Genomic DNA, 21,335 nt, shown 5'->3' on the forward strand with positions numbered 1-21,335 from the left:
TCCCCTTACATTCCGCGTTCAGCTTTGAGTTCCTGCAGCCTCTGCTCAAGCCTTTGAATCTCAGCCTGCAAATCGGCTTTTTGCTGCATCAAACTCTGTTTGCGATTCTCAAGTCTCGTGCGTTCCGCTCTGAGGCTTTCGCATTCAGATTGAACCTGCCTAAGCCTTGCGAGTGTTTCCTGGGACGCACCCTTTGGTCCGCAGCCAACTGCCAGCAAAGACAGAAGAGCAGTTCCCGCAAAGACAGCCATTAAACGCTTCTTCATTTAACAAACCTCCTTTCTATCATTAGACAATGTTATCACAAGATAACAGCTCTATTTTTTTAACAGAATTTGTGTCTTGTGTCAACAGATTTCAAAATGACGAATTGCCACTGCCTCTAAATTTTCATTGAATTGTCAACGCGATATTCTTGTTCAAAAGAAACACTAATCTGGAAGTCGAATCGCTCCAGACATAAAAATCATCTCTCAACCCCATGGCGTGAGCCAATGATTTCGCAAGTCTCAGATTTTGGGGATTGGATAGTATTCTGCTCTGGTCCTTGTCTGAAGTGTCGGGAGGTTCGATTACAGCGACAACCCTTACAGGTATTGAGTTTATTTCTGATTTGTTCAGGGAATTGAATATCCTCGAAGCGATAGAATCGTCTGAAAATCTCGAAATCACACAGACATTCAGCGTATCTACATCAAAATTTTCTAGCGGCGCGCTGTCAGGAAGAAAATTTCCTGTGTTCAAAAGATCGTCTCCAACTTCAATGATGATGTGAAGAGGTCTGACGACAGGTGCAAATGAATCAGGGAAAATTGAGCTAAAAAGGTCAATTATTTTTTTTGAATTTTCCGAATTTTCTCCAACAGAAAACAGGTTTAGAGAACTTTGGAAATTTTCGGAAGCGTAGCCGTTGAGAATTGAATAGCTGAAACCTGGACCCAGGCTGTCAAAAATAGAATCAACTCCCTGAGCTATTATTATTTGCGCTTTTGTCGCAACTCCAGGTATATTTGAAACGTTTACTATTTCAATTTTGAAAAGGGAATCATCGGAGTATCCGCTGTTCGTATCCACTTGAGGCTCATTTGCTCCGACAGCTGAAATCGTGTCGCTTGAGATAATTCTGTTTTCCCTTTGCAGAAAATTAAACGGGTTTATGATAAAAGCCAACAAAAGAATTACGAATGGAATCAACGCTAAAAGAATTTTCCAGTTAAAAGTCTTTTGTCTTTTTTCATTCTTGGTTTCTGAATTCGCAAGGTCTTCGGCGTTTTGATTTCCAACATTTTCGGTCTGACCCAAGGGTTCGCTTTGTATCTCCTCAAAGTAACTTTTCTGCGTTGAAATCGACAGCCTCTTTTCGGGTATATCTTTGTATTCGACCGGGACTTTGTGTATTTTTATCAAAGCGACCGTAGCGTCGTCATCGGAACCGGATTTGACTGCACTTGAAAGTATGATTCCCGGAAGTTCATCGGAAAACCTGTAAAGGCAAGTCTCCCTTATCTCTCCGTCATCGATAAAATCCGTAACACCGTCTGTCGTCATGAGAAAAATATCATCTTGTTTTATGTTGAGGGAAACCACTTCGGGTTCCAGCACGGGTCTCGACCCAAGCGAGCTCATGAGAATATTTCTCATCGATCTGTCCCTTGGAGTCTTTTCTCCTTCCGCGGCTTGCCAGCTATAATCTTTAGAAACTGTTTTCAGAGCTCTGTTCCTGAGAAGGTATACTTTTGAATCCCCTATGTTTGCGACAAAAACCGAGTGACTTTTCACCACAAGGACAGAAACTGAAGCTCCCACGCCCCTTTTATCGTTTCTTTCTTTCCAATCCCTGTAAAACTTTCCGTTTGACTCTTTTAATGCCTGGGTCAACCTCTCTTTGGTGGTTCTACTCGTCTCGTCGGTGTAATATCTCTCGGAAATTTCTCTCGCGATGTATTCGGAGGAGACAGCCGCTTCGCTTCTTCCTCCAAATCCATCTACAATAACAAATAGCGCGCCTTTCTTTTCGAGTTCTTCCTGATTTTCAATAGAGACCCAAGTGAAAAAATCTTCATTCCTCGAAGTCTTGGAACCTTTTGAGGTCTTGTGGATTAATGTAATATAACTCATTCTATTCCGACATTTCTCTGAATTGTTCAAGTTGTCTGGACCTTGCTTTCAATCTCAATTTTTTAAGAGCCTTTGTCTCAATCTGCCTTATCCTCTCTCTTGTCACGCCAAATATCATTCCAACTTCTTCAAGGGTCTTAGGACAACCGTCTTCTATTCCAAACCTGTATATAAGAACTTTTTTCTCCCTTTCGGTGAGGGTATTTAAGACTCCTCTTAGCCTCTCGTCAAGCATTGCGTTGGCAGCGACTTGCAAGGGAGACGCTTCTTTAATATCTTCAATAAAGTCCCCGAAGAAAGCGTCGTCGCTGTCTCCGATAGGCCTGTCAAGCGAAACAGTGTCCTGTCCAACATTGAAAACAGCATAAATTTTTTCGATGGGCACGTCAAGTTTTTCAGCTATCTCTTCAGGTGTAGGTTCCTGTCCTGTTTTTTGTTTATAAATCGATATTTCCTTTAGAACCTTGTGCATAACTTCAATCATGTGAACGGGCACTCTGACTGTTCTACCCTGGTCCGCCAGAGCCCTGCTTATCGCCTGTCTTATCCACCACGTAGCGTATGTGCTGAATTTATAACCTTTTCTCCAGTCGAATTTGTCGACAGCTCTCATCAACCCCATGTTGCCCTCTTGTATCAAATCCAAAAAATCGAGACCTTGATGGCTCGATTTTCTGGCGATTGAAATCACAAGCCTTACATTCGCTTCGATCATTTTCTTTTTCGCATGGTTGACTCTGGTGTTGGCATCCGATATCCTTCTTAGGATTTCTTTGATTTTATACAGAGGCAGCAAAGCTTCTTCCTCGAGATGTTTCTGTTGGTTTACGAGGTCCCTGAGTTCATTGATCTCGTGTTTTATGTTTTCATTTTTCCTTTTTGCAGAAGCTATCGAAGAAGAGCTTATCGAATTTATCGTTCTGCTCATTCTGTCGGTCTCTTCTGGAAGATCGTCTGCCGCCGTTTTAAAACAACCCCTGATATTTCTCCACAATTTTTCCTGCTTTACGCGAAGGTCGCTGAACACGGCAAAATGATTTTTAAGAGAATCGACGCATTTGTCGACGATTTTAATATGCAATCTGTCGTAAAAATCCCATGAATCCGCGTTTTGTTTCGTAGGAGGGTTGACGAGATTCATTATCGATTTGGACATATCCGCGATTATTTTTTCTTTAGCAGTTCTGTTGTTTTTTTTCTTCAGAAGCCTGTATTTTCTCTCAATTGTTTCAATTTTACCCAAAAGAAACTGTTTTTTCTTCCACGTCACGTATCTCATCGGAAAAATAACGTCTTTTTCGTCTTCAGGATAAAAAAAGAGTTTTAAAAATTCCCCGATATTCTGGCTTTTAGACCTTTCAACTTCCTCTTTGATCACAAGAAAATTCTCAACTCCGAGAAGGCACGAAAAGGCTAAATCTGCTATCTCGATTTCTGCCTGTTCCTTTTCTTTTGCTACAATTATCTCGTCTTCCCTCTCCATGAGTTTTGTGTTTTTCAACTCCTGCATATAAAGTTTTGTAGGATCATCAAAAGCTTTTATATTATGAATTTTCAAAGCTTTTTGCTTCTTTAGAGTTTCAAGGTGTTCGTTTTTTATCGAGATATTATGTTTTTTAAGATGAGAGCAAATTTCTTCGAAGACATCCTCGGCTGTCAGGTGCTTGGGTATCAAATTGTTAATATCTTCATAAGTTACGGTATTGCGTTGATTTTTTGCCTTTTTTTCAATTTTGTTTAAAACTGAGACAAGGTCTATCTTTTTATCCTTGATTGTCTGTTCCTTTTTTACCGGTTTTTCAGTTTTTTTCTTTTGAGGTTTTAACTCCTTTATTGTTTTCACTTTGGCTCTTGAATTATTTTTTTTGACACTCAAGATTTTTTTGGCCTTCCTCGAAGTTTTAGACACGCTCATCTTTTCCTGCCCTCCCTTACCAATTGCTCCAGCTCAAACGCCAAATCCCTTGTATCTTCCCCTTTTTGCTGTGCTGTTTTTATATTATTTATCAATTCGTCTCTTTTTTCTCTTAACACCAGATTATCCAGCATGCTTTTCAAGTTCTCCAATATTTGCAGCGCTTCTTCCTGCTTGTTGAAACGAATTTTGAAATATTCCTTTTTGAGGCTTGAATTCTCAATTTTGTTTTCGATCTGTTTTGCCAAATCTACTAAAATGTCCTGTTTCTCTTTATTAAGATAATGACTTAACATGTTTTTCGCAAGCTTTGCTGTCGAATCTTCTCTAAGGGAAGTGGAATAAATCATAAGCAAAATATGTTCCTTTTTGGAAATTTCTCTATCTTCATTGCTTTTCAACTTGTCTGTCGTCTTAGAAAAATAACCGTCTATTTCCGGTATGCCCAGTGATGTTGATGCTTTTCTTTTCCATTCTTCCCTTAGTATGGGATCTGGAATTTTTTGAATTATTTCAATCACCCTTTTTGAAAGCTTGGATTTTTCCGCCGGGGTATTATAATTTTTCACGTCGATCATGTAATCCAGCCAATTCTTTTTTGATTCTTCGATCTCTTTTCTCGGATCATTGGATTTTTGAACAAGTTCGTCCGGGTCTTTAAAAGTTTTCAAGTCTATTACATCGACATCGAGTCCAGCCGCAATTAAGATTTCAATACCTCTTGACGTCGCTCTCTTCCCGGATTCGTCAGAATCATAAAAAATTGAGACTCTATCTGAATATTTTTTTATGGTTTTAGCCTGTTCAAAGGTCAGAGATGTCCCGCAGGAAGCGATTGCATTCTCAAAACCAGCTCTAAACATTGAAATTGCATCCATGTATCCTTCGACGAGTATGAAGCCCGAAGCCTTTTGGGCGGCTTTTTTCGCGTTGTGCAATGAGTAGAGCACGGAACTTTTGTCGTATATATCTATTTGCCGGGAGTTCAGGTATTTCGGTTCTCTGGAGTCCAAACTCCTCCCTCCAAAGGCAATAATTCTTCCTGAGGCATCTGATATTGGAAACATCAGTCTGTTGAAAAATACTTCGCTGACCACGTTTTTTTTTATGTTTATAAGCCCTGCTTTTTCGAGGGTCTTCACTGAAAACCCTGCCTTTTTTGCCTCAGGATAAAGACCTCTTTCAGAATACCCGATCCTGAACTTCGACGTTATCTCGGCGTCGAGCCCTCTGAACGACAAATATTTTTTCAAGTTTTCACCGGCACTTTTTTTCAGGCATTTCTGATAATACGAACAGGCAAATTCCATGACTTTGTAAAGTTCGTTTTCCGCACCGCTTGAATCCGAAAGAGAAACTCCGGCTCTTTTGGCGAGCCTTCTCAAGGCCTCTGGGAAATCTATGTTTTCTATCCTCATCAGAAAGTTATAAGCATTTCCGCCTGCTCCGCATCCGAAACAGTAAAAAAGATTTTTCTGAGGAGAAACCGTGAAAGAAGGTGTTTTTTCCGTATGAAACGGACAGAGGCCTTTCAGGTCTTTTCCTGAAGGGGTGAGTTTGACGTATTCAGCAATAACATCTGCAATTTGGATTTTCTCAAGAATTTCTTCGGCTTTTGAGCGGTCTTTCAATTTCACCTCAACAACAAGACAGTGACTCCGTCTCCACCTTCTCCCGGCTGACCGGGTCTGGAGCAAATCTTGTTTTTTTGCAGATAACCAGTTATTTTCTTTTTTAGTTTGCCTGTCCCTATTCCGTGAATCACGGTCACGAAAGGGCATTCGTTCAGAAGAGAATCGTCGATGAAAACTTCAAGCTGTTCAAGGGCAGTGTCTGAATCAAGCCCTCTGAGGTCGATGCTGGTTTTGAATTCCCTGTCCCTTGAAAGTATAACTCTTGTTTTTTTGTCTGTTTCCGGTTTGTCGTTCGGTGGTGCCAGGTCATCAGGAGATAAAAAAATCTTCACTTTACCGGTTTTGACGAGATACTTGTTCTTATCTTTAAGGACGATTTCACCATGACAATTCAATTTTTTTATGAAGACTTTTTCGCCTTCGCCGTATTTTAATTCCCGATCCCTTTTATTCCTTTCCGAAGTCGTCTTCTCCACAAATTCTTTTCGATAATTTTCAATACTTTTTTTGGAAGCTTTGGATTCTTTGATTTCCTTTATGATTTCTTCGGCTTTTTTTCTGGTCTGAGAGATTATAGCAGATTCTTCTTTTATCAAATTGTCCCTGAAATGTTTTTTTTCATTCTCAAGGTCGCTTTCGAGTTTCCTTAAATTACTGAGCTTTGTCTCTATCTCTTCCATTTTTTTTTCACTCATCTCTTCGAGATACTTTCTGTTTTGCAAAGTTTTTTTCAACTCTTCAACCGTACTTTCGTATGATATTTGATCCTGCGGCATCATATCTATCGCCCTTTGAGTGACGCGACGGGGAAAACCGAATTTATCGGCAATTTCGAAAGTGTAAGAAGAACCGGGAACTCCCATGGTCAACTTGTATTTAGGCTCAAAACTCACCGTATCGATATCCATCGAGGCGTTTATAATGTCCGGAAGACTCTCAGCTACTACTTTTAACTGGACTATGTTTGTTGTCGCAAGGGCTTTGCACCCTTTCTTCACGAGTGATTCGACGAATGCAGCAGCTAAAGCCGCTCCTTTCGCAGGATCCGTCGAAGCGCCAATTTCGTCTATCAGGACAAGGGTTTTTTGCCCTGACCTGCTCCAGATCATATTCCATCTTTTAAGCCTGGCGGTGAAAGTCGAGATATCTTCCTCAATGGATTGTCTATCCCCTCCATCGCAGAAAACATGAAGATCATAAGGGATTGTCGTCAGACCTGAAACAGGTGGATGGACACCGATATACGAAAGCAGAAGTGTTATTCCAACTGTTTTCATGGCAATTGTCTTCCCCCCGGCATTTGGTCCGCTGATTATGATAGCTTTCTTATTTTTGGGAAATTCTATATCGAGAGGGACTGTCTTTTCCGCTCCTTTTATTATGCACAACAGAGGGTGTTTTGCTTTTACCAGACTTAATTCGCCTTCTTCTGGATACTCTCCTCCAAGTTTTTCGGAGAACCTCGCCTTCGCAAGAGCAAAATCCAAATAGCATGATACGTCAAATATTTCCGTCAAAACATCTCTGGCTTCCAAAATTTCCTCGGTGAGAGCTCTGATAATCCTTTTTATCTCCCAAACTTCATCTCTTTGAAGCTTTTGCAGGCTGTTGTTTTCCTGGACAAGCTCAAAAGGTTCCATGAAAACAGTGGAGCCGCTTTCGGAAGTGTCGTGGACCAATCCTCCGATATATTTTTGTTTTTCAGTTTTTACAGCTATGACATACCTTTCGGACCTTTGAGTTATGAAATTCTCTTGGAGTGAGTCCTTGTATTTTTCGCACATGTCCTTTGTTTTCTGAGACAAATGCCTTCTTTGAGACGTAATTGCTTTTCTTATTCTCGCAAGTTCCGAACTTGCGGAGTCTTTTATAGACCCGTCTCTTTCCACTGTTTTTTTGATTTTTTTCCCGAGGTCTTCACGGCATTCAACACCCGAAACAATACTCCATGTCACCGGATAATCAGATTCATGACGAGATAATTGGGTTTTTGTCTCGTGAAACATTTCTATCATTTGTCCGATGAACAGGAGGTCTAAAGGGGTTATGCCCTGTGCTTTCTCAAAAGCTGTGTCGAAAATGCTCTCTATGTCTGCGATTCTGTCAAAAGTTAATTTCAAATTTCCGGAGATAGATCTCCATTCTGAAGTCAAATTCAGCAGATCGCGGACAAGTTTTCTCTCCGCGATTGGTTTTGAAATTTTCAGTTTTTTCGCGCTGTGAGGGCTCGAACATTCATCGGATACTTTTTCAAGGATAGAAAAATAATCGAGAATCCTTAAAGATTCTGTATCCATCCGTTATTTTTTATCGTTTTAAGAAACGATGAGCTTATCTGTGGATCACCCTGCGTCTGTTCGACAAACTCTTTTTTTTCCTCTCCTCGCTCGGTTTTTCGTATCTCTCATTTTTCTTGAAATCGCTCAAAATCCTCTCCTGTTCGCAGACTCTTTTGAACCTTTTGAGCGCCGATTCAAAGGATTCATTATCTCTGACCTTAACACCTACTGACATACTCTATCCCAACCTCCTTTACGAAATGCTCTGAAAGGGAGAAAACACGGAATCCCTTCTGAACAAAGGTTTGAAAATTTGACGTTTTGGACTATAACAGCATTTTATTTTTTTGTCAATCGCAAACTGGCATAAAAAAGCCCGATCTGATGCAAATTGTGAATTTTGCTATTGTAAACTTCAGCTATCTCTTATATAATTTGCCATTAAAATTCCAAATTATCCGATAGAAAAGACTGACATACGGAGGTTTAAACAATGAAAGTAAAATTTTTTGCTCTTATTCTGATTATGTCCATTGGAAATTTGGCTTCGATTTCCGCTCCGGATTATTTTCTTTCAGGTTCCGATGACACGGTTTTGACGTATTGGGATATAATGGCATACAGAAAATTTTCCCCTGGGTCGGGGCTTGAGAATCTGCTCATGCAGAAATTATTCTCTCTTGAAGCTTATGAAAAGAGTTTGGCCATGGAAGACTCGCTGATTCTCAAGGCTATAGCTCTGGAAAATCTTTATATACACGCGTACGCAAAATTCGGAAAATACGATTTTTCACCTTCTCCCGAATATTTAGACAGTATCAGGGACATGAGTTCCATTCTGGTTAATGCCGCTTTTATCTGCACTAAAGATTCTCTCGCCGCTACGAAGGTTTGGACTGAGTTAAAGGGATACGAAGAGGTCCCAGAAAGCATTTTTACATCGAAAACAGAATCTCTGTTTTACGAATACTCTGATCCGAATATTTCAGGCATCGCACAGGTTTCCTGGGAAAATGTCATATATCCTCTGCGTGACAGGTTGTTTTCTCTCGACGATTTCTCCGTCAGCGAAGTAATCCGTTTTCCCACTTTCTATGTCGTCATAGTCAGACTTAAAAGCTCTGAAAAAGAACCGCTCCTTCCGGACACCATGAACGCAGACTGGTACAATTATATCACTTCGATATCCGTGACTAACTTCAAAATCAAAAGTATTTTAGACGCTATTGAATTTGCCCGACCCGCATACGACAGTTCAACAATGGATTTTTTTGTTTCAGCAGACAGTGCGAAGTTCGATTCCATTCCTTTTCCAATTTTTCCTGAATTGTCTGAAAACGATTCCAAGAGAATCGTCTGCCGATACCTCGACAATGAAATGACGGTAGGAGAAATGATCTTGAGGTTTAAGAGAAAAGGCCAGTTCCCGAGGTTGGGCGACACAGCAAATCTCAGGTTTGAGATTGAGAGACACTTGATACTTGAAGACGCATTCACAATGCCCCACATGGAAAAACTTCTCACCGATAATTCCGTAATTTCTGAAATTGAGTTCCTTCAAAACGAGCACCTTTACACAACTTTGAAAAAGAGACTCGAAGACACGATTTACGTGGACATAGACGAAATGAGGGCTTTTTACGAAAGGAACATTGCGGATTATCTTTACCCTGAAAGACTGAAGTATTCGATGTTTCTTGTAAAAGACAGCGTTCTTGCCGACTCAATGCGGATTTTGGTTCAAACAGGCTCTTCTTTCGACTCTCTCTCCCGCCTTCACTCGATATACGTGACAGCTGATAAAGGAGGCGACGCCGGGTACAGAACCAGGGAGCAATACGGGACTCTGCAGCCGATCATGCAGGAAATGGATTCAGGAGAGACATCGGAGCTGTTCAAAACAATCGACGGATGGGCTTTCGTTGAAGTCACACAGGTTCTCCCTCCGGAGCCAGTGCCGTTTGACAGCATCCAAATTCGACTCAAAAATGACACAAGAAACGAAAAAATCGCGAAATTCTATGAAGCGTACATCAGCTACATCAAAGAAAAATTCCACATTACTCTTGACGTAGATGAAATTGTGACGGCTTTTATGGAGCACATCTTCTTTAATTTTTAACCCAAATATGTTTTTTTTTGTTTTGTTACACGTGTCGATCGCTGTTATGCCTAAAGCGCAAATCGCTGAAATCTCGATGTCGCCTGAATTCTCCGCCTACGGAGTAGAAAGGCTTTCCGTCACTGCAATCTACCCCGAGTTACGCCCTGAGAAAATGCCGGTTGTGGTAATCCTTCCCGGTTTTGACGGAAACGCACAATGGTATCTCCAATACTTAAACATCGAAAAAATACTCGTTCAAAGCTGGCTTGTAGAACCATTTATTACGGTCATAGTGGATCCGATTTCCGAACCCTATTCGTGCTGCTACGTAAATTCAGAACTATCCGGAAAATGGGAAGACATAATATCGGAATACCTTCCGGCAAGAATCGATGAATGGGCCCGAGACAGTCTATCCATCGAAACCGGTCAATACTGCCTTGTCGGACATTCCCTCGGAGGATTCGGCGCCCTGTACATTGGATCGAGGCACCCTGATATCTTTAAGTGCGTCGGCTCCATATCAGGCATTCTCACTTTAGAATCAATTCATGCCTGGACTGAATACATCAAAAGGGAAGGTGTTTGGAGGAATATCGATCTATGGACCCAAGAGCATTTTTTCACAAGGTTGTCCTACCAGCTTTGCGCGAATTTTCTGTCTATGCCGAATCCTCAACTTTTCGTCAACGACGGAGGAAATCTACAGATTGACGGGAGTCTCATCGCCCTTATGAAAGATAGGGGTTTTGACGTTCTTTCTTGGTTCAAAGAAGGTTCTGCTGCGTTTTCAGATCAGAAAGTTTTTATAGCATCAGCAAAAGGAGATATTGTCTGCCCGGTCAGATACCATCAGGATCTGAAAAACAATTTACCATCTGCTGACAGCTTTATTTTGAAAATCGAAACTTATGAAGGGGATCATATCAGCATCCTCGGCGAGTCAATTCTGGACTGCTTTATTTTTTTCTTTGAAGGAGAAGACTGATGCTTTTTCCGACAGTTGAGTTTGGAATATTTTTCTTCATTGTCTTCGCGCTGAGCTGGCTGCTAAAAGACAAGTTCAAGTCGAGAAAAGTAATTCTTTTAATCGCGAGCTACATTTTTTACGGCTGGTGGGACTGGCGTTTCACCTTCCTCCTCTTTTTGTGTTCTTTCGGGAACTACCTTTTCGGCTTGGCGATGTCGGATTCGAAAGAGTCTTATCACAGAAAAGTCATAGTGGCTATATCGGTGGTCTGGAACCTGACAATTCTCGGCTTCTTCAAGTACTACGGATTCTTCGTCTCTTCTTTCAACAATTTGATGTCCTTTATAAATTTGGGTTCAAGCCTTCCAGTTTTGAACATAATCCTGCCGGTTGGAATATCTTTTTTCACTTTTCAAGCCATGAGCTACGTCATAGACGTCTATAGAAAAGAAATCCCACCGTCTAAATCACTTGTCGACGTAATGCTGTTTGTATCATTTTTCCCCCAGCTTGTAGCAGGTCCTATAGTCAGGGCTAAAGATTTCATACCCCAGTTGTCCAAAAAACCGGATCCAAAAAATATTCCCGCGGCGAGAGCTTTTGTTTTGATTTCAGCCGGTCTTTTCAAGAAAGTTATAATCGCCAACTACCTGGCGACCGAAATCGTCGACCCTGTTTTTGAAACACCTTCTTCCTACTCCGCTCTCGACGCTCTTTTTGCGGTCTATGGATACGCCGTTCAAATATACTGCGATTTCAGCGCATACAGTGAAATTGCGATCGGCATAGCTGCTCTTCTCGGGTATTATTTTCAAGACAATTTCAACTATCCCTACAGAGCTCAGTCGATAAAAGATTTTTGGAGAAGATGGCATATTTCTCTTTCCACTTGGCTCAGAGACTACCTCTATATACCTCTGGGCGGTTCAAAAAAGGGCAGGTTCAGAACATACGTCAACCTCGCCATCACAATGCTTTTAGGCGGTCTTTGGCACGGTGCCGCGTGGAATTTCGTCTTCTGGGGAGCTCTTCACGGTTTCGGACTGGGAATTGAAAGATTTTTCATCGACAAATTTGGCGAGAGAAAACACAACGTCTTATGGCAAATATTATCCACTGCCTTTGTGTTCCACTTTGTCTGCCTGAGCTGGATATTTTTCAGGTCGAGATCTTTTTCCCTGTCCATGGAATATTTTCGGGCGTTCGGAAATATTTCTCGCGAAGTTTCATTTGTCACTCCATTCGTTTTTCTGCTCGTGCTTGTTGGAATCGCCATGCATTTCACGCCATCGGCTCCCGGAAGATGGGTCCGTCTCAATTTCAATAGACTGCCGACAGTCGTGCAGGGTATAATTCTCGGTATTTTGCTTCTTATGATAAGCGCTTTCGGACCTGAAGGCGTAGCGCCATTTATATATTTCAGGTTTTAGGGAGGAATTCATGGATTTCATGGAAAAGTTTAGATATGAAAAATCATACACCCTCGCAACTGTGACCAAAATCCTTTTGGTTTGCCTTCTCTTTGTCGTAATCTTTGATTCCACAGGCCTCAACAATTGGGCGAAAAAACTCAGAGTCGGCCCTGTCAGAAGTTTTTTTCTGACTTTCACCGAGCCTCTCGCTTTCGGGACTTCAAGTCTGAACCTCGACTTTCCGAGAAAATCACTGAAAAACATTTTCTTGTTCTCCATGGGGAAACAGAGGGAAGCCGGTTTCATCGGGGCGGAAGACCCCGCGCTGACAGTTGTAGAAATTCCGATTGAAAATACCGCGCCGCAAGACAACACCAACGTCGTCGTATATTCTTCTTCTTCTCCTGTTTCGATACTTCTTTTAGGGGATTCGATGATGGGAGACGGGCTCGGGACAATGCTGATAAGAGACATAAACGAAAGTCCAGACATGACACAGAAAAGATATTTCAAAGTTTCATCAGGCATGACCAGACCGGACTTTTACAACTGGCCCGCACAGGTCGGGCAGATATTTTCAACCGAAAATTACGACATCGTCATCATTATGATGGGGACAAACGACGCTCAAAATTTCGAGATGGACGGAAAGATATATACTTATGGGACAGAAGAATGGTTTGAAGTCTACAGACAGAGGGTCACGTCTTTCGTGGCTTATCTGACCCAGCATACTTCAAGGGTCTACTGGATAGGAATGCCTCCCATGAGAAGTTCCGGTTACAATTCGAGGATGAAGTCTCTCAACGTGATATTCGAAGAAGTCTGCGGGCAAAACACAAAAGCCACTTACTTTTCCACAGTTCCAATTCTCGGCGACGCTTCAGGGAATTACTCTACATATATCACGTCCGGTAGCAGACAGATTCAAGCAAGGGATGAGAAAGATGGAATACACATGACAAGAGCCGGAGGACAGCTTGTCAGCGACAGCTTGCTGACGAAAATCAGACAGGATTTCACTTTTGAAGATTAGCCTTTTTCTGTTTCTTTTACTCCGAATAGCAGCAACTGAAATATTCGACGACTCAGGCAACGTGTTTGTCAACCAGAATCAGAAAGAACTCTATTGGCAGAGGATGAACAGGTTCAGAAATGAAAATGAATCCATCTCGGAAGGTAGCGTCGTTTTTTTGGGAAATTCGATTATCGAGGCTTACAGGCTTGACAAGTATTTCCCCGGAATCAAAATCTACAACCGCGGAATCACGGGAGACAGAATAGGTGTTGGAAGGGAGGGAGGGGTTCTAAAACGCCTGAGGGAATCCTGTTTCAGGCTCAAGCCTTCAAAAATATTCCTTATGATAGGTATAAACGACATAGGCGACAGGTACAAACCCGTCCAGGAAATAGCCCAGGGGTACGACCTTCTTGTCAAATCGATATTCGATTCGCTTCCCGAGGTCTCGCTTTTCGTCCACAGCGTCTTGCCCACCGGCGGAATTTATTCTGGGTTAAACCCATCCATAGATTCCCTCAATTATTTTCTCAGGGAGATAGTCGACAGCCGCGACAGGGAGAAGAGCATTTACTACATAGACCTGCACAGCTTGTTTTCAGATTCGGCTGGAAATTTGAGAAGAGAGCTGACAATCGAGGGTCTTCATCTCAAAGAATGCGCCTACCATATCTGGACGAGCGCTATTTGGGACCTCGTCTATTCAAGACAATCCATTTCGATTCAGATAACTATTGATGAACTGGACTCTATTTTCTCCGACACTTGCCGGTCTTCAGACTGAAAATGCTTGTCTGAAACAAGCAAGCGTTTATTTTGTCAAAAAAATACTTTCATTGAAAAACTAAAATTGGTATTCCCAAACAGGAAAAGAGTCTTAATGTTTTCTTAATCTCCGTCTCCTCCGGTTCACATAAAACCAAAAGATCCGCCTTTGTTTTGCTTATTAGTGCGATTAAATCTTCATCGGTATCAATTTCCGCAACGCTCAAGTTTATAAACAATCCCTGTGATTTAAACTTCTCTTCAATTTCATAAGCTTCAAACCACCTTTTCCTTACCTGCTCCTCTTGAATTACCTCTCTTTTCCTGCCGTTTTGCTGAATTATATTTTCTATTAAATTTTTTTCGATTACCGAAAAAACATAAGTTTCGGCTGAATTTAATTTCGAAAACCCAATCAGCCATTTTATTGTTTTTTGAGATAGTTTTTTTTCAAAGATTGTCACGATAATTTTTGAAAACATCAGGGCGACATCCCTATTTGCAAAATCATCAGAAATAACACTAAAATTATGGATATCAAAACAACGGGTAAACCAAATTTCAACCAAGAGCTGAAACTTATTATCTTGCCCTCGGATTTTTCATAAACTGATAAAGCGACCATGTTTGCGCTCGAGCCTATCATTGTCAGGTTTCCGCCTAAACAACCACCAAAAAGCAAGCCCCACCACAATATTCCTGTATGTGACAATCCGATTATTTTCAAGCCTTTTACGACAGGAACAAGAGCCGCGATGATGGGAAGATTATCCACAAAACCCGATGCCAGAGCCGTCGATGTAGTTATAATGACAAGTGCGGTCGCTGTGACAGTGTGTTCTGGATTTAACATACCTCCAATTTGAATATTTTGGGAAAAATTTGCGATTTGATACGCAAGTTTTGTCGTAACTCCTGTGTATTCTAAGCACGCGGCTTTTGCAAAAAGAAACATAAAAAACAATATTGTCCACCAGTCTACACCTTCGGTTATTAAATTTTTTCCTCGCCTTCCTTCCATGAACACAATAACTCCGGCAAATGCCAAAGGCATTGCGACGAGGGAGGTGTTAGGAAAAAGATTTAAAATTGCATCAACGCGTTTGGAAAAACCTATCAAGATAACTAATAAAATAAAAAGAAATCCACCAATTTTCATTTTCTTTATATTTTCTACACTTTCCCATGGATTGATGCTTTTGTTTTCATTCGAATTCGTATCCGTCTGAAAGGCTTTTATCTTAGCCGGTATGGATTTTCTGAACAAGAATAGTAAAAACAGGGACAAAACAACTGTTGTAATAATTGATAGAGGAGAGGCCCATCTTAAAAAGTCTTCAAATGACAGATTGCCTAAAAAAGCTATATATATACCTATGGGATTCCCGATTAAAGTCAGCGCTGAACCAATATTTGTGCCGAAGATAAGGCTGATAATGAAAGGGAATGCCGGTAAATTCATTTCGCTTGTCAACGATAAGGCAATTGAAGCTACAACCAATATACCTGTTACCTCGCCCGTCAACCCCCCCAAAATCACGGATAGAAACATGAGAATAAAAAAAATTTTTCTTGGATAAAACCCGACTTTTTTTATTATGAATGAAACTAAAAATTTAAAAACGCCTATATAATCAAGCCAGGCAACCACTATCATCATTGAAATAATAAAAAGGATCGTCGGAATACTCATAAACTCCACTGTCATCTTCAAATCCATGGTGCCGCTCAACAAAAGAAAGCTCAATCCGAAGGCGGCAATTGCGACCCTGTATTGCCAAAAAAGAAGAGTCCCGATGACCGTAGAAAAAAATATGCTTGAAGCCCAAATCTGCTTTGTAACCCATATAGACTCATTGAACTTTAAATCGCCCCTTGCGAGTGCTTCGTCATTGAAAGGAATTTTAACCAGCGGAAGCATTACGACAAATAATATAAAAATAGCGGCGACTGCTCCGAAGAAATAGAAAAGACGCATGTTTTTTGTGAAAAAATTCTCTTTTGGCCTGGAGGAAATTATCGAAATCACCGACGCAGGGTCTTTAGCTTTCATCAGCTTTTTAAATGTCTCTTCACGATGTAAGACACTCGCAATCCCTGAAAGAATTTTCAGATACTCTTCCGGTTTTTTTTCAGGAGAAATAATCAACACAGCAAGCTTCACGAGTTGATCTTCTATTCCGTTAAACGGGATTCCCTGTTTTAATCTGGCTATGACAATATAACTTTTTTTAAGGTCGTGCAATCTGGCATGCGGCAGGGCAATGCCTTTGCCGATTGCAGTGGATCCTTTGTTTTCCCTGCTCGTCAGTTCTTCGATGAACTTATTTTTATCCTTGAGAATATTTTTCGAGTATAGAAATCCGGAGAAATAACGGAATAATTCCTCGCGAGTTTCTACTTCCAAATCGAGTATTACAAAATTTTTATTCAATACATCTTTAAATTTCATCTTGATACAGTATATTATTATTTTTTTAAAAGCAAGATCGTCGTCAATCAATTAGCTATGAACTCTCTCTATGTATTTTGTATCCTTCTCCGAAAGAAAATTCAGGAAACAATCAGACATTTAACTTCCGCTAAATAATTTAAAGCAAAACTCGCATAATAGGATAAGAGACAAGATGTGTCAAAGTACCAGATTTTTCGAACGAAAAAACTGGCCAGATGTTTTTTTACAAAAAAGTATCATTATTATTATCGAGCAAAACGCCAATAAAATCAGGAAAGAGTATCTCTGATAGAGAAAATATGAACAATTTTATAATAAAAATTATATCAGTAGAGAATTGGCTCAACATACTATTTTTGACACTTTGACCAGAGAAGTTGTTTACTTCTCTCATCCAGCCAGTCCACTGAATCGAGGGACCAATTAAAATACGAACGGTTTGATAAGACATTATTTTTCGAAAGGAACTGATTTTAACAATGTGACAAAAAAGAAATCAAAAACGCCCAACTGCGATGAATTATACTTCATTGGTTCTTAATGGCAGTCCTATAAAAGCGCTGGATTGGGATTGTCTTTGCAAGGCTTTTTAAAAATCGCGGGTTTTTCTTTAAAAACTTGAGACCACTAAAACAATATTTTTTGCAAATTGACAAATAAACTGGTTTAACGTCAATAATGGTTTATTTTATCAGACGCAGGAAGTTATAATAAACTGTGAAGGAAAATGATAACATCAGGTCTGCCGCAGATATTTTGAGAACCTCAAAACGGACGACGGTCTTTACAGGCGCGGGAATATCCGTCGAAAGCGGCATCCCGCCTTTCAGGGGAAAGGGAGGACTGTGGGAAACTTACGATCCTTTTTTTTTGGACATTTCCTATTTTAAAAACAATCCGGAAAAAGCATGGAAGATGATAATCGAGGTCTTCTACGATAAAATCAACGGCAAAAAACCCAATTTCGCCCACAAAGGATTGACTCTTTTACAGCGCAAGGGTTTCATCAGGACCATAATCACACAGAACATTGACTCGCTGCATCAGGAAGCCGGCTCTGTAAACGTCTATGAGTTCCATGGAAATTCAAAAAAACTCCTGTGCCTGGATTGCTCCAAAACTTACGACATTTCCGAAGTATGTTTTGAAAAACTCCCCCCTCGTTGCAAAGAATGCGGAGGTGTACTAAAACCTGATTTTGTTTTTTTCGGAGAACCCATACCGGACATCGCCCTCAAGCAGAGTTATTTTGAGGCTCAAGAATCCGAAGTCTTCTTCGTTATCGGCACTTCAGGAGAAATTATGCCTGCGTCGTATTTTCCTTATACCGCAAAAAACCAAGGCGCCAAGATCGTGGAACTAAACGTTGAACCCTCTAATTACACGAATTCTATATCAGATGTTTTCATCCCCTTAAAAGCCACCCAAGGGATAAAATCTCTTATCGAAGAGATCGGGATTTAGTGATGGGATGAACTCCTTTCTTTGACGGTAAAAAAGGTTTATCATCTTATAAAACTGGTGCAATTATGAATTCATATTTTGAAGAGCAACCTGCTTACCAATATTTATCCGAAGATGATATAAAAAGAAAAATTGACGAACTCAACGAAGCTTCTTCAAAAACAGTCAGAGAAACCCCAAATGAATCCCTGGTCTTAGCGAACGACGCCCTTACGCTCTCGAAAGCCCATAACTATGAAAAAGGCTATATAAAAGCTTTGGTCAACGCCGCTGTCTGTTATAAGGTCTTAGGCAGGCTGGAAGAAGCAGATCCTCTGTTCTCTCAAGCTCTTGAAAGGGCTCAGATTACCGGAGACTTGAAATCTACAACTTATGTTTTAAACCAAATCGGTTTGTTGCAAAAATCAATGGGCAACTATACGGCTTCAGCCGACAGCTATTTCAAAGCTCTCGTCACGGCTGACAACATTCAAGACCACGAACTTTCAGATAAAATAATGAACAATCTTGCGAATTTATACATCGCATGGGGTGAATTCGAAAGAGCAGAAAGATACCACTTAAAACTTTTAAAAATCCGCGAAAACGATTATTCTCAGGACAAACTTTCCCACACTTTGAACAACCTCGGAAACTTATATTTCAAAATGAAGGACTACGACAAAGCTCTTGACTTCACCCAAAGGTCGCTTGAAATCAAAAGAAAAATGGGAGACAAGCCGGGTATAGCCGTTTCTCTTTCCACTCTTGCGAACATCAACCTTGAGCTTTTTTCGATTACCGGCAAACAGAACTTCATCGAGCTGGCAAAAAATTATCTGACCGAAACCCTCAAAATTAGGAAAGAATCGCAAAACATTTCCGGTCTCGCATTAACCCATTTAGACATGGCGAAACTTCATTTGGCCATGAAGCAGGAAAAAGGCGCTCTTTTGAATCTCGAAATATGCGAAAAAATCGCGTCTGAAGGCAACCTTCAAGGCATTTTGCTTATGGCGTATCAGGAATTTTCAATAATATACGAATCTATCGGAGATTTACCAAGAGCACTTAAATTTTTCAAACTCTACCAAAAACTGAACAATAAAATATTTTCAGAAGAGAGCAGAGCGAAATTGCTGGATCTTCAGGCGAAATACGAACAGACTCGAATCGAAAAAGAAAATGAAATTTTACGTTTGAAAATCGAAGCAAAGGAAAATTTGGAAACACTGGTAAAACAGAGAACCGAAGAACTAAGGCAGGAGATTGAGAGAAGGAAAATCTCAGAATCCGAAACGCTTAAGTTCAAAACGCTCACTGATAGAGCTCCTTACGGTGCGGTTATCACCGACAGTGAAGGCGTAATTTTGTATGTCAACGAAAGCCTGCTCCAAATGACCGGATTTTCTGAAGAAGAACTTGTCGGAAAAAACCTTTCCTGTTTTCAATCTCCAGAAACACCTTTAAAGCCTTTTGATATCATTTCAATTATTTCAAAAGAATCATCGATAAAAACCGCCGAGGTATCAGCCATAAGGAAGGACAAAACCACCTTCCCTGCTCTCATCAATTCAGGGATCATCCGAGACGACAAGGGAGAAATCATCTATCTTCAGTCTTCCGTAATTGATATCACAGAGCGGAAGAAAGCCGAAATACAACTCAGGCAAAACATGAAAATGCTCGCTATCGGTAATATGGCAAGCGGTATAGCTCATGATTTCAACAACATTCTGGCTTCAATATGCAATTTCGCGGAGATCGCCAAAAGTGATCTCCCCCAAGAATCACACGCATTTCAGGAAATAAACAATATTCTCTCAACTGTTATGAAAGCCCGTGAATTTGTCAAAGAAATATTGTTCATGGGTAAAGACGAAGAAAAAAAACTCAAACCCATAAAAATTGCCGAAGCTGTCAGGGAATCCGCAGAACTTCTAAAAAAGACCATTCCCAAAAGCATACAAATCAAAATTGAAATTGAAAACACAAAAGACTTTATTTTAGGAGACCCCTCCCACGTGCACCAAATTCTTATGAACCTCATAACAAACTCATGCCACGCTATGGCAGAAAGCGGAGGCGTCATCGAACTAACGCTGAAAAATCAAGATAACAAGATCAAACTTTCGGTTCGTGACACAGGCGAAGGAATAGAAAAAGCCGATTTAGACAGAATTTTTGAACCTTATTTCACAACGAAAGGAGAAGGTTCCGGTATCGGCTTGGCAATAGTTCATGGTCTTGTAGAAAAATCAAACGGAGAAATAAATGTTTTCAGCGAAAAAAACCAGGGGACTGCCTTCGAGATTTTATTTCCGAAAATTGAAATGGATTATACTGAAAACAGTAAGACGAATTCTTTATCGCCAGCCCATAATGAAAGCATACTCTACGTTGACGACGAACCTATTTTTATCGAGACTATGGAAGAAATATTGAAAAGAATGGGATACAAAATCAAAACAGCTTTGAATTCAAGCGAAGCTCTTGAAATATTTTACAAAAATCCGAATTCTTTTGACCTAGTGATAACCGATTTCAACTTACCTGAAATATCTGGACCTGACATGATTCAAAAAATGAGAGAGGTCAAACCGGACCTCCCTGTTATTTTTTGTTCAGGCTTTCTGACTTCGGACATCAAAAAACAGACAATCGACATTGACAACGCGAAAGTGCTCACGAAACCAGTGCCCGTGGAAGAACTAACGGCGACTATCAGAGATTCATTTGCTAACAGAGGGCTTTCACAGTTTTAGCTGATTTCATAAATCTCTTTCGATGTAGTCGGTGAAATCGTATATCTTTGGGTTGTAGTCTTCTGTGAAAAGAGGTGATGAAATGAGGTAGTCCGCTGTTGATCTGTTGCAGGCTGTAGGGATGTTGTAGAGGACGGAAATTCTCAGAAGAGCTTTAACGTCTACATCATGGGGTTGAGGCTGCATCGGATCCCAGAAGAAAATCAAGACATCTATTTCCCCCTGAGTTATCAAGGACCCCAACTGCTGATCGCCTCCCAACGGACCTGATTTCAATTTGATTATTTCATAAGAGCCCTTTTCCTCTTCAAGTTCCATTTCAAGCATTTTGCCTGTTGTCCCGGTGCAGACGATCGTCTGTCCCATCAACGAAGACTTGTTCCACTTGAACCATTCTATCAAATCTTTTTTCCTGTTGTCGTGAGCGACAATTGCTATTTTTTTGGTTTTCATCATG

Annotated in this window: 16 protein-coding genes; 7 read left to right on the forward strand and 9 right to left on the reverse strand. The window is 40.6% G+C overall.

Annotated features, from left to right (window positions below):
- Positions 1–5 precede the first annotated feature (5 nt).
- The 6 genes from JXA84_05990 to rpsU all read right to left on the reverse strand — a co-directional run bounded on the left by JXA84_05990 (position 6) and on the right by rpsU (position 8,181).
- Positions 6–266: a hypothetical protein gene (locus JXA84_05990; protein MBN1150753.1), complete on the reverse strand. Its 261-nt coding sequence runs from the start codon at positions 264–266 to the stop codon at positions 6–8.
- 124 nt (positions 267–390) lie between these two features.
- Positions 391–2,118 (reverse strand): serine/threonine-protein phosphatase, encoded by a 1,728-nt coding sequence (locus JXA84_05995; protein ID MBN1150754.1) that lies wholly within the window; start codon positions 2,116–2,118, stop codon positions 391–393.
- Between the two features lies 1 nt (position 2,119).
- Positions 2,120–4,033: a sigma-70 family RNA polymerase sigma factor gene (locus JXA84_06000; GenBank protein ID MBN1150755.1), complete on the reverse strand. Its 1,914-nt coding sequence runs from the start codon at positions 4,031–4,033 to the stop codon at positions 2,120–2,122.
- Positions 4,030–5,670, reverse strand: a complete 1,641-nt coding sequence (gene dnaG, locus JXA84_06005; protein ID MBN1150756.1) for a DNA primase — start codon at positions 5,668–5,670, stop codon at positions 4,030–4,032. The genes JXA84_06000 and dnaG overlap by 4 nt, the downstream gene beginning before the upstream one ends.
- A complete protein-coding gene (locus tag JXA84_06010; GenBank protein MBN1150757.1) occupies positions 5,667–7,964 on the reverse strand; it encodes a Smr/MutS family protein in 2,298 nt (765 codons plus the stop codon). The genes dnaG and JXA84_06010 overlap by 4 nt, the downstream gene beginning before the upstream one ends.
- A 34-nt stretch (positions 7,965–7,998) precedes the next feature.
- Positions 7,999–8,181: a 30S ribosomal protein S21 gene (gene rpsU, locus JXA84_06015; GenBank protein ID MBN1150758.1), complete on the reverse strand. Its 183-nt coding sequence runs from the start codon at positions 8,179–8,181 to the stop codon at positions 7,999–8,001.
- A gap of 258 nt (positions 8,182–8,439) precedes the next feature.
- Here rpsU and JXA84_06020 point away from each other — a divergent pair, with 258 nt between their 5' ends.
- Genes JXA84_06020 through JXA84_06040 form a run of 5 tightly spaced genes read left to right on the forward strand, consistent with a single transcriptional unit; the run spans position 8,440 to position 14,234 of the window.
- The gene (locus JXA84_06020) at positions 8,440–10,068 is read left to right on the forward strand and encodes a peptidyl-prolyl cis-trans isomerase (protein MBN1150759.1); all 1,629 of its coding nucleotides are present in this window, start codon (positions 8,440–8,442) and stop codon (positions 10,066–10,068) included.
- Positions 10,069–10,090: 22 nt separating this feature from the next.
- Positions 10,091–11,038, forward strand: coding sequence for a prolyl oligopeptidase family serine peptidase (locus tag JXA84_06025; protein MBN1150760.1), 948 nt, complete (start codon positions 10,091–10,093; stop codon positions 11,036–11,038).
- Positions 11,038–12,450 (forward strand): MBOAT family protein, encoded by a 1,413-nt coding sequence (locus JXA84_06030; GenBank protein MBN1150761.1) that lies wholly within the window; start codon positions 11,038–11,040, stop codon positions 12,448–12,450. The genes JXA84_06025 and JXA84_06030 overlap by 1 nt, the downstream gene beginning before the upstream one ends.
- 10 nt (positions 12,451–12,460) lie before the next feature.
- Positions 12,461–13,468, forward strand: coding sequence for a DUF459 domain-containing protein (locus JXA84_06035; GenBank protein ID MBN1150762.1), 1,008 nt, complete (start codon positions 12,461–12,463; stop codon positions 13,466–13,468).
- Positions 13,458–14,234, forward strand: coding sequence for a hypothetical protein (locus tag JXA84_06040; protein MBN1150763.1), 777 nt, complete (start codon positions 13,458–13,460; stop codon positions 14,232–14,234). Before JXA84_06035 ends, JXA84_06040 begins: the two co-directional genes overlap by 11 nt.
- 49 nt (positions 14,235–14,283) lie before the next feature.
- Here the strand turns inward: JXA84_06040 and JXA84_06045 are convergent, their stop codons facing one another.
- Together JXA84_06045 and JXA84_06050 are read right to left on the reverse strand one after the other, a co-directional pair.
- Positions 14,284–14,697 (reverse strand): hypothetical protein, encoded by a 414-nt coding sequence (locus JXA84_06045; GenBank protein MBN1150764.1) that lies wholly within the window; start codon positions 14,695–14,697, stop codon positions 14,284–14,286.
- Positions 14,697–16,667, reverse strand: a complete 1,971-nt coding sequence (locus tag JXA84_06050; GenBank protein ID MBN1150765.1) for a PTS sugar transporter subunit IIA — start codon at positions 16,665–16,667, stop codon at positions 14,697–14,699. Before JXA84_06050 ends, JXA84_06045 begins: the two co-directional genes overlap by 1 nt.
- A gap of 738 nt (positions 16,668–17,405) precedes the next feature.
- Between JXA84_06050 and JXA84_06055 the strand changes: the two genes are divergently transcribed.
- A complete protein-coding gene (locus tag JXA84_06055) occupies positions 17,406–18,134 on the forward strand; it encodes an NAD-dependent deacylase (protein ID MBN1150766.1) in 729 nt (242 codons plus the stop codon).
- A gap of 65 nt (positions 18,135–18,199) precedes the next feature.
- Positions 18,200–20,878 carry a tetratricopeptide repeat protein gene (locus JXA84_06060; protein ID MBN1150767.1) on the forward strand — a complete coding sequence of 893 codons (2,679 nt, stop codon included), beginning with the start codon at positions 18,200–18,202 and terminating at the stop codon, positions 20,876–20,878.
- A 6-nt stretch (positions 20,879–20,884) separates the two neighbouring features.
- Here JXA84_06060 and JXA84_06065 read toward each other — a convergent pair whose 3' ends face one another.
- Positions 20,885–21,334: a methylglyoxal synthase gene (locus JXA84_06065; GenBank protein ID MBN1150768.1), complete on the reverse strand. Its 450-nt coding sequence runs from the start codon at positions 21,332–21,334 to the stop codon at positions 20,885–20,887.
- Between the last annotated feature and the right edge of the window lies 1 nt (position 21,335).

This window comes from candidate division WOR-3 bacterium (assembly GCA_016926475.1).
Taxonomy (GTDB): Bacteria; SDB-A; SDB-A; order SDB-A; family SDB-A; genus JAFGIG01.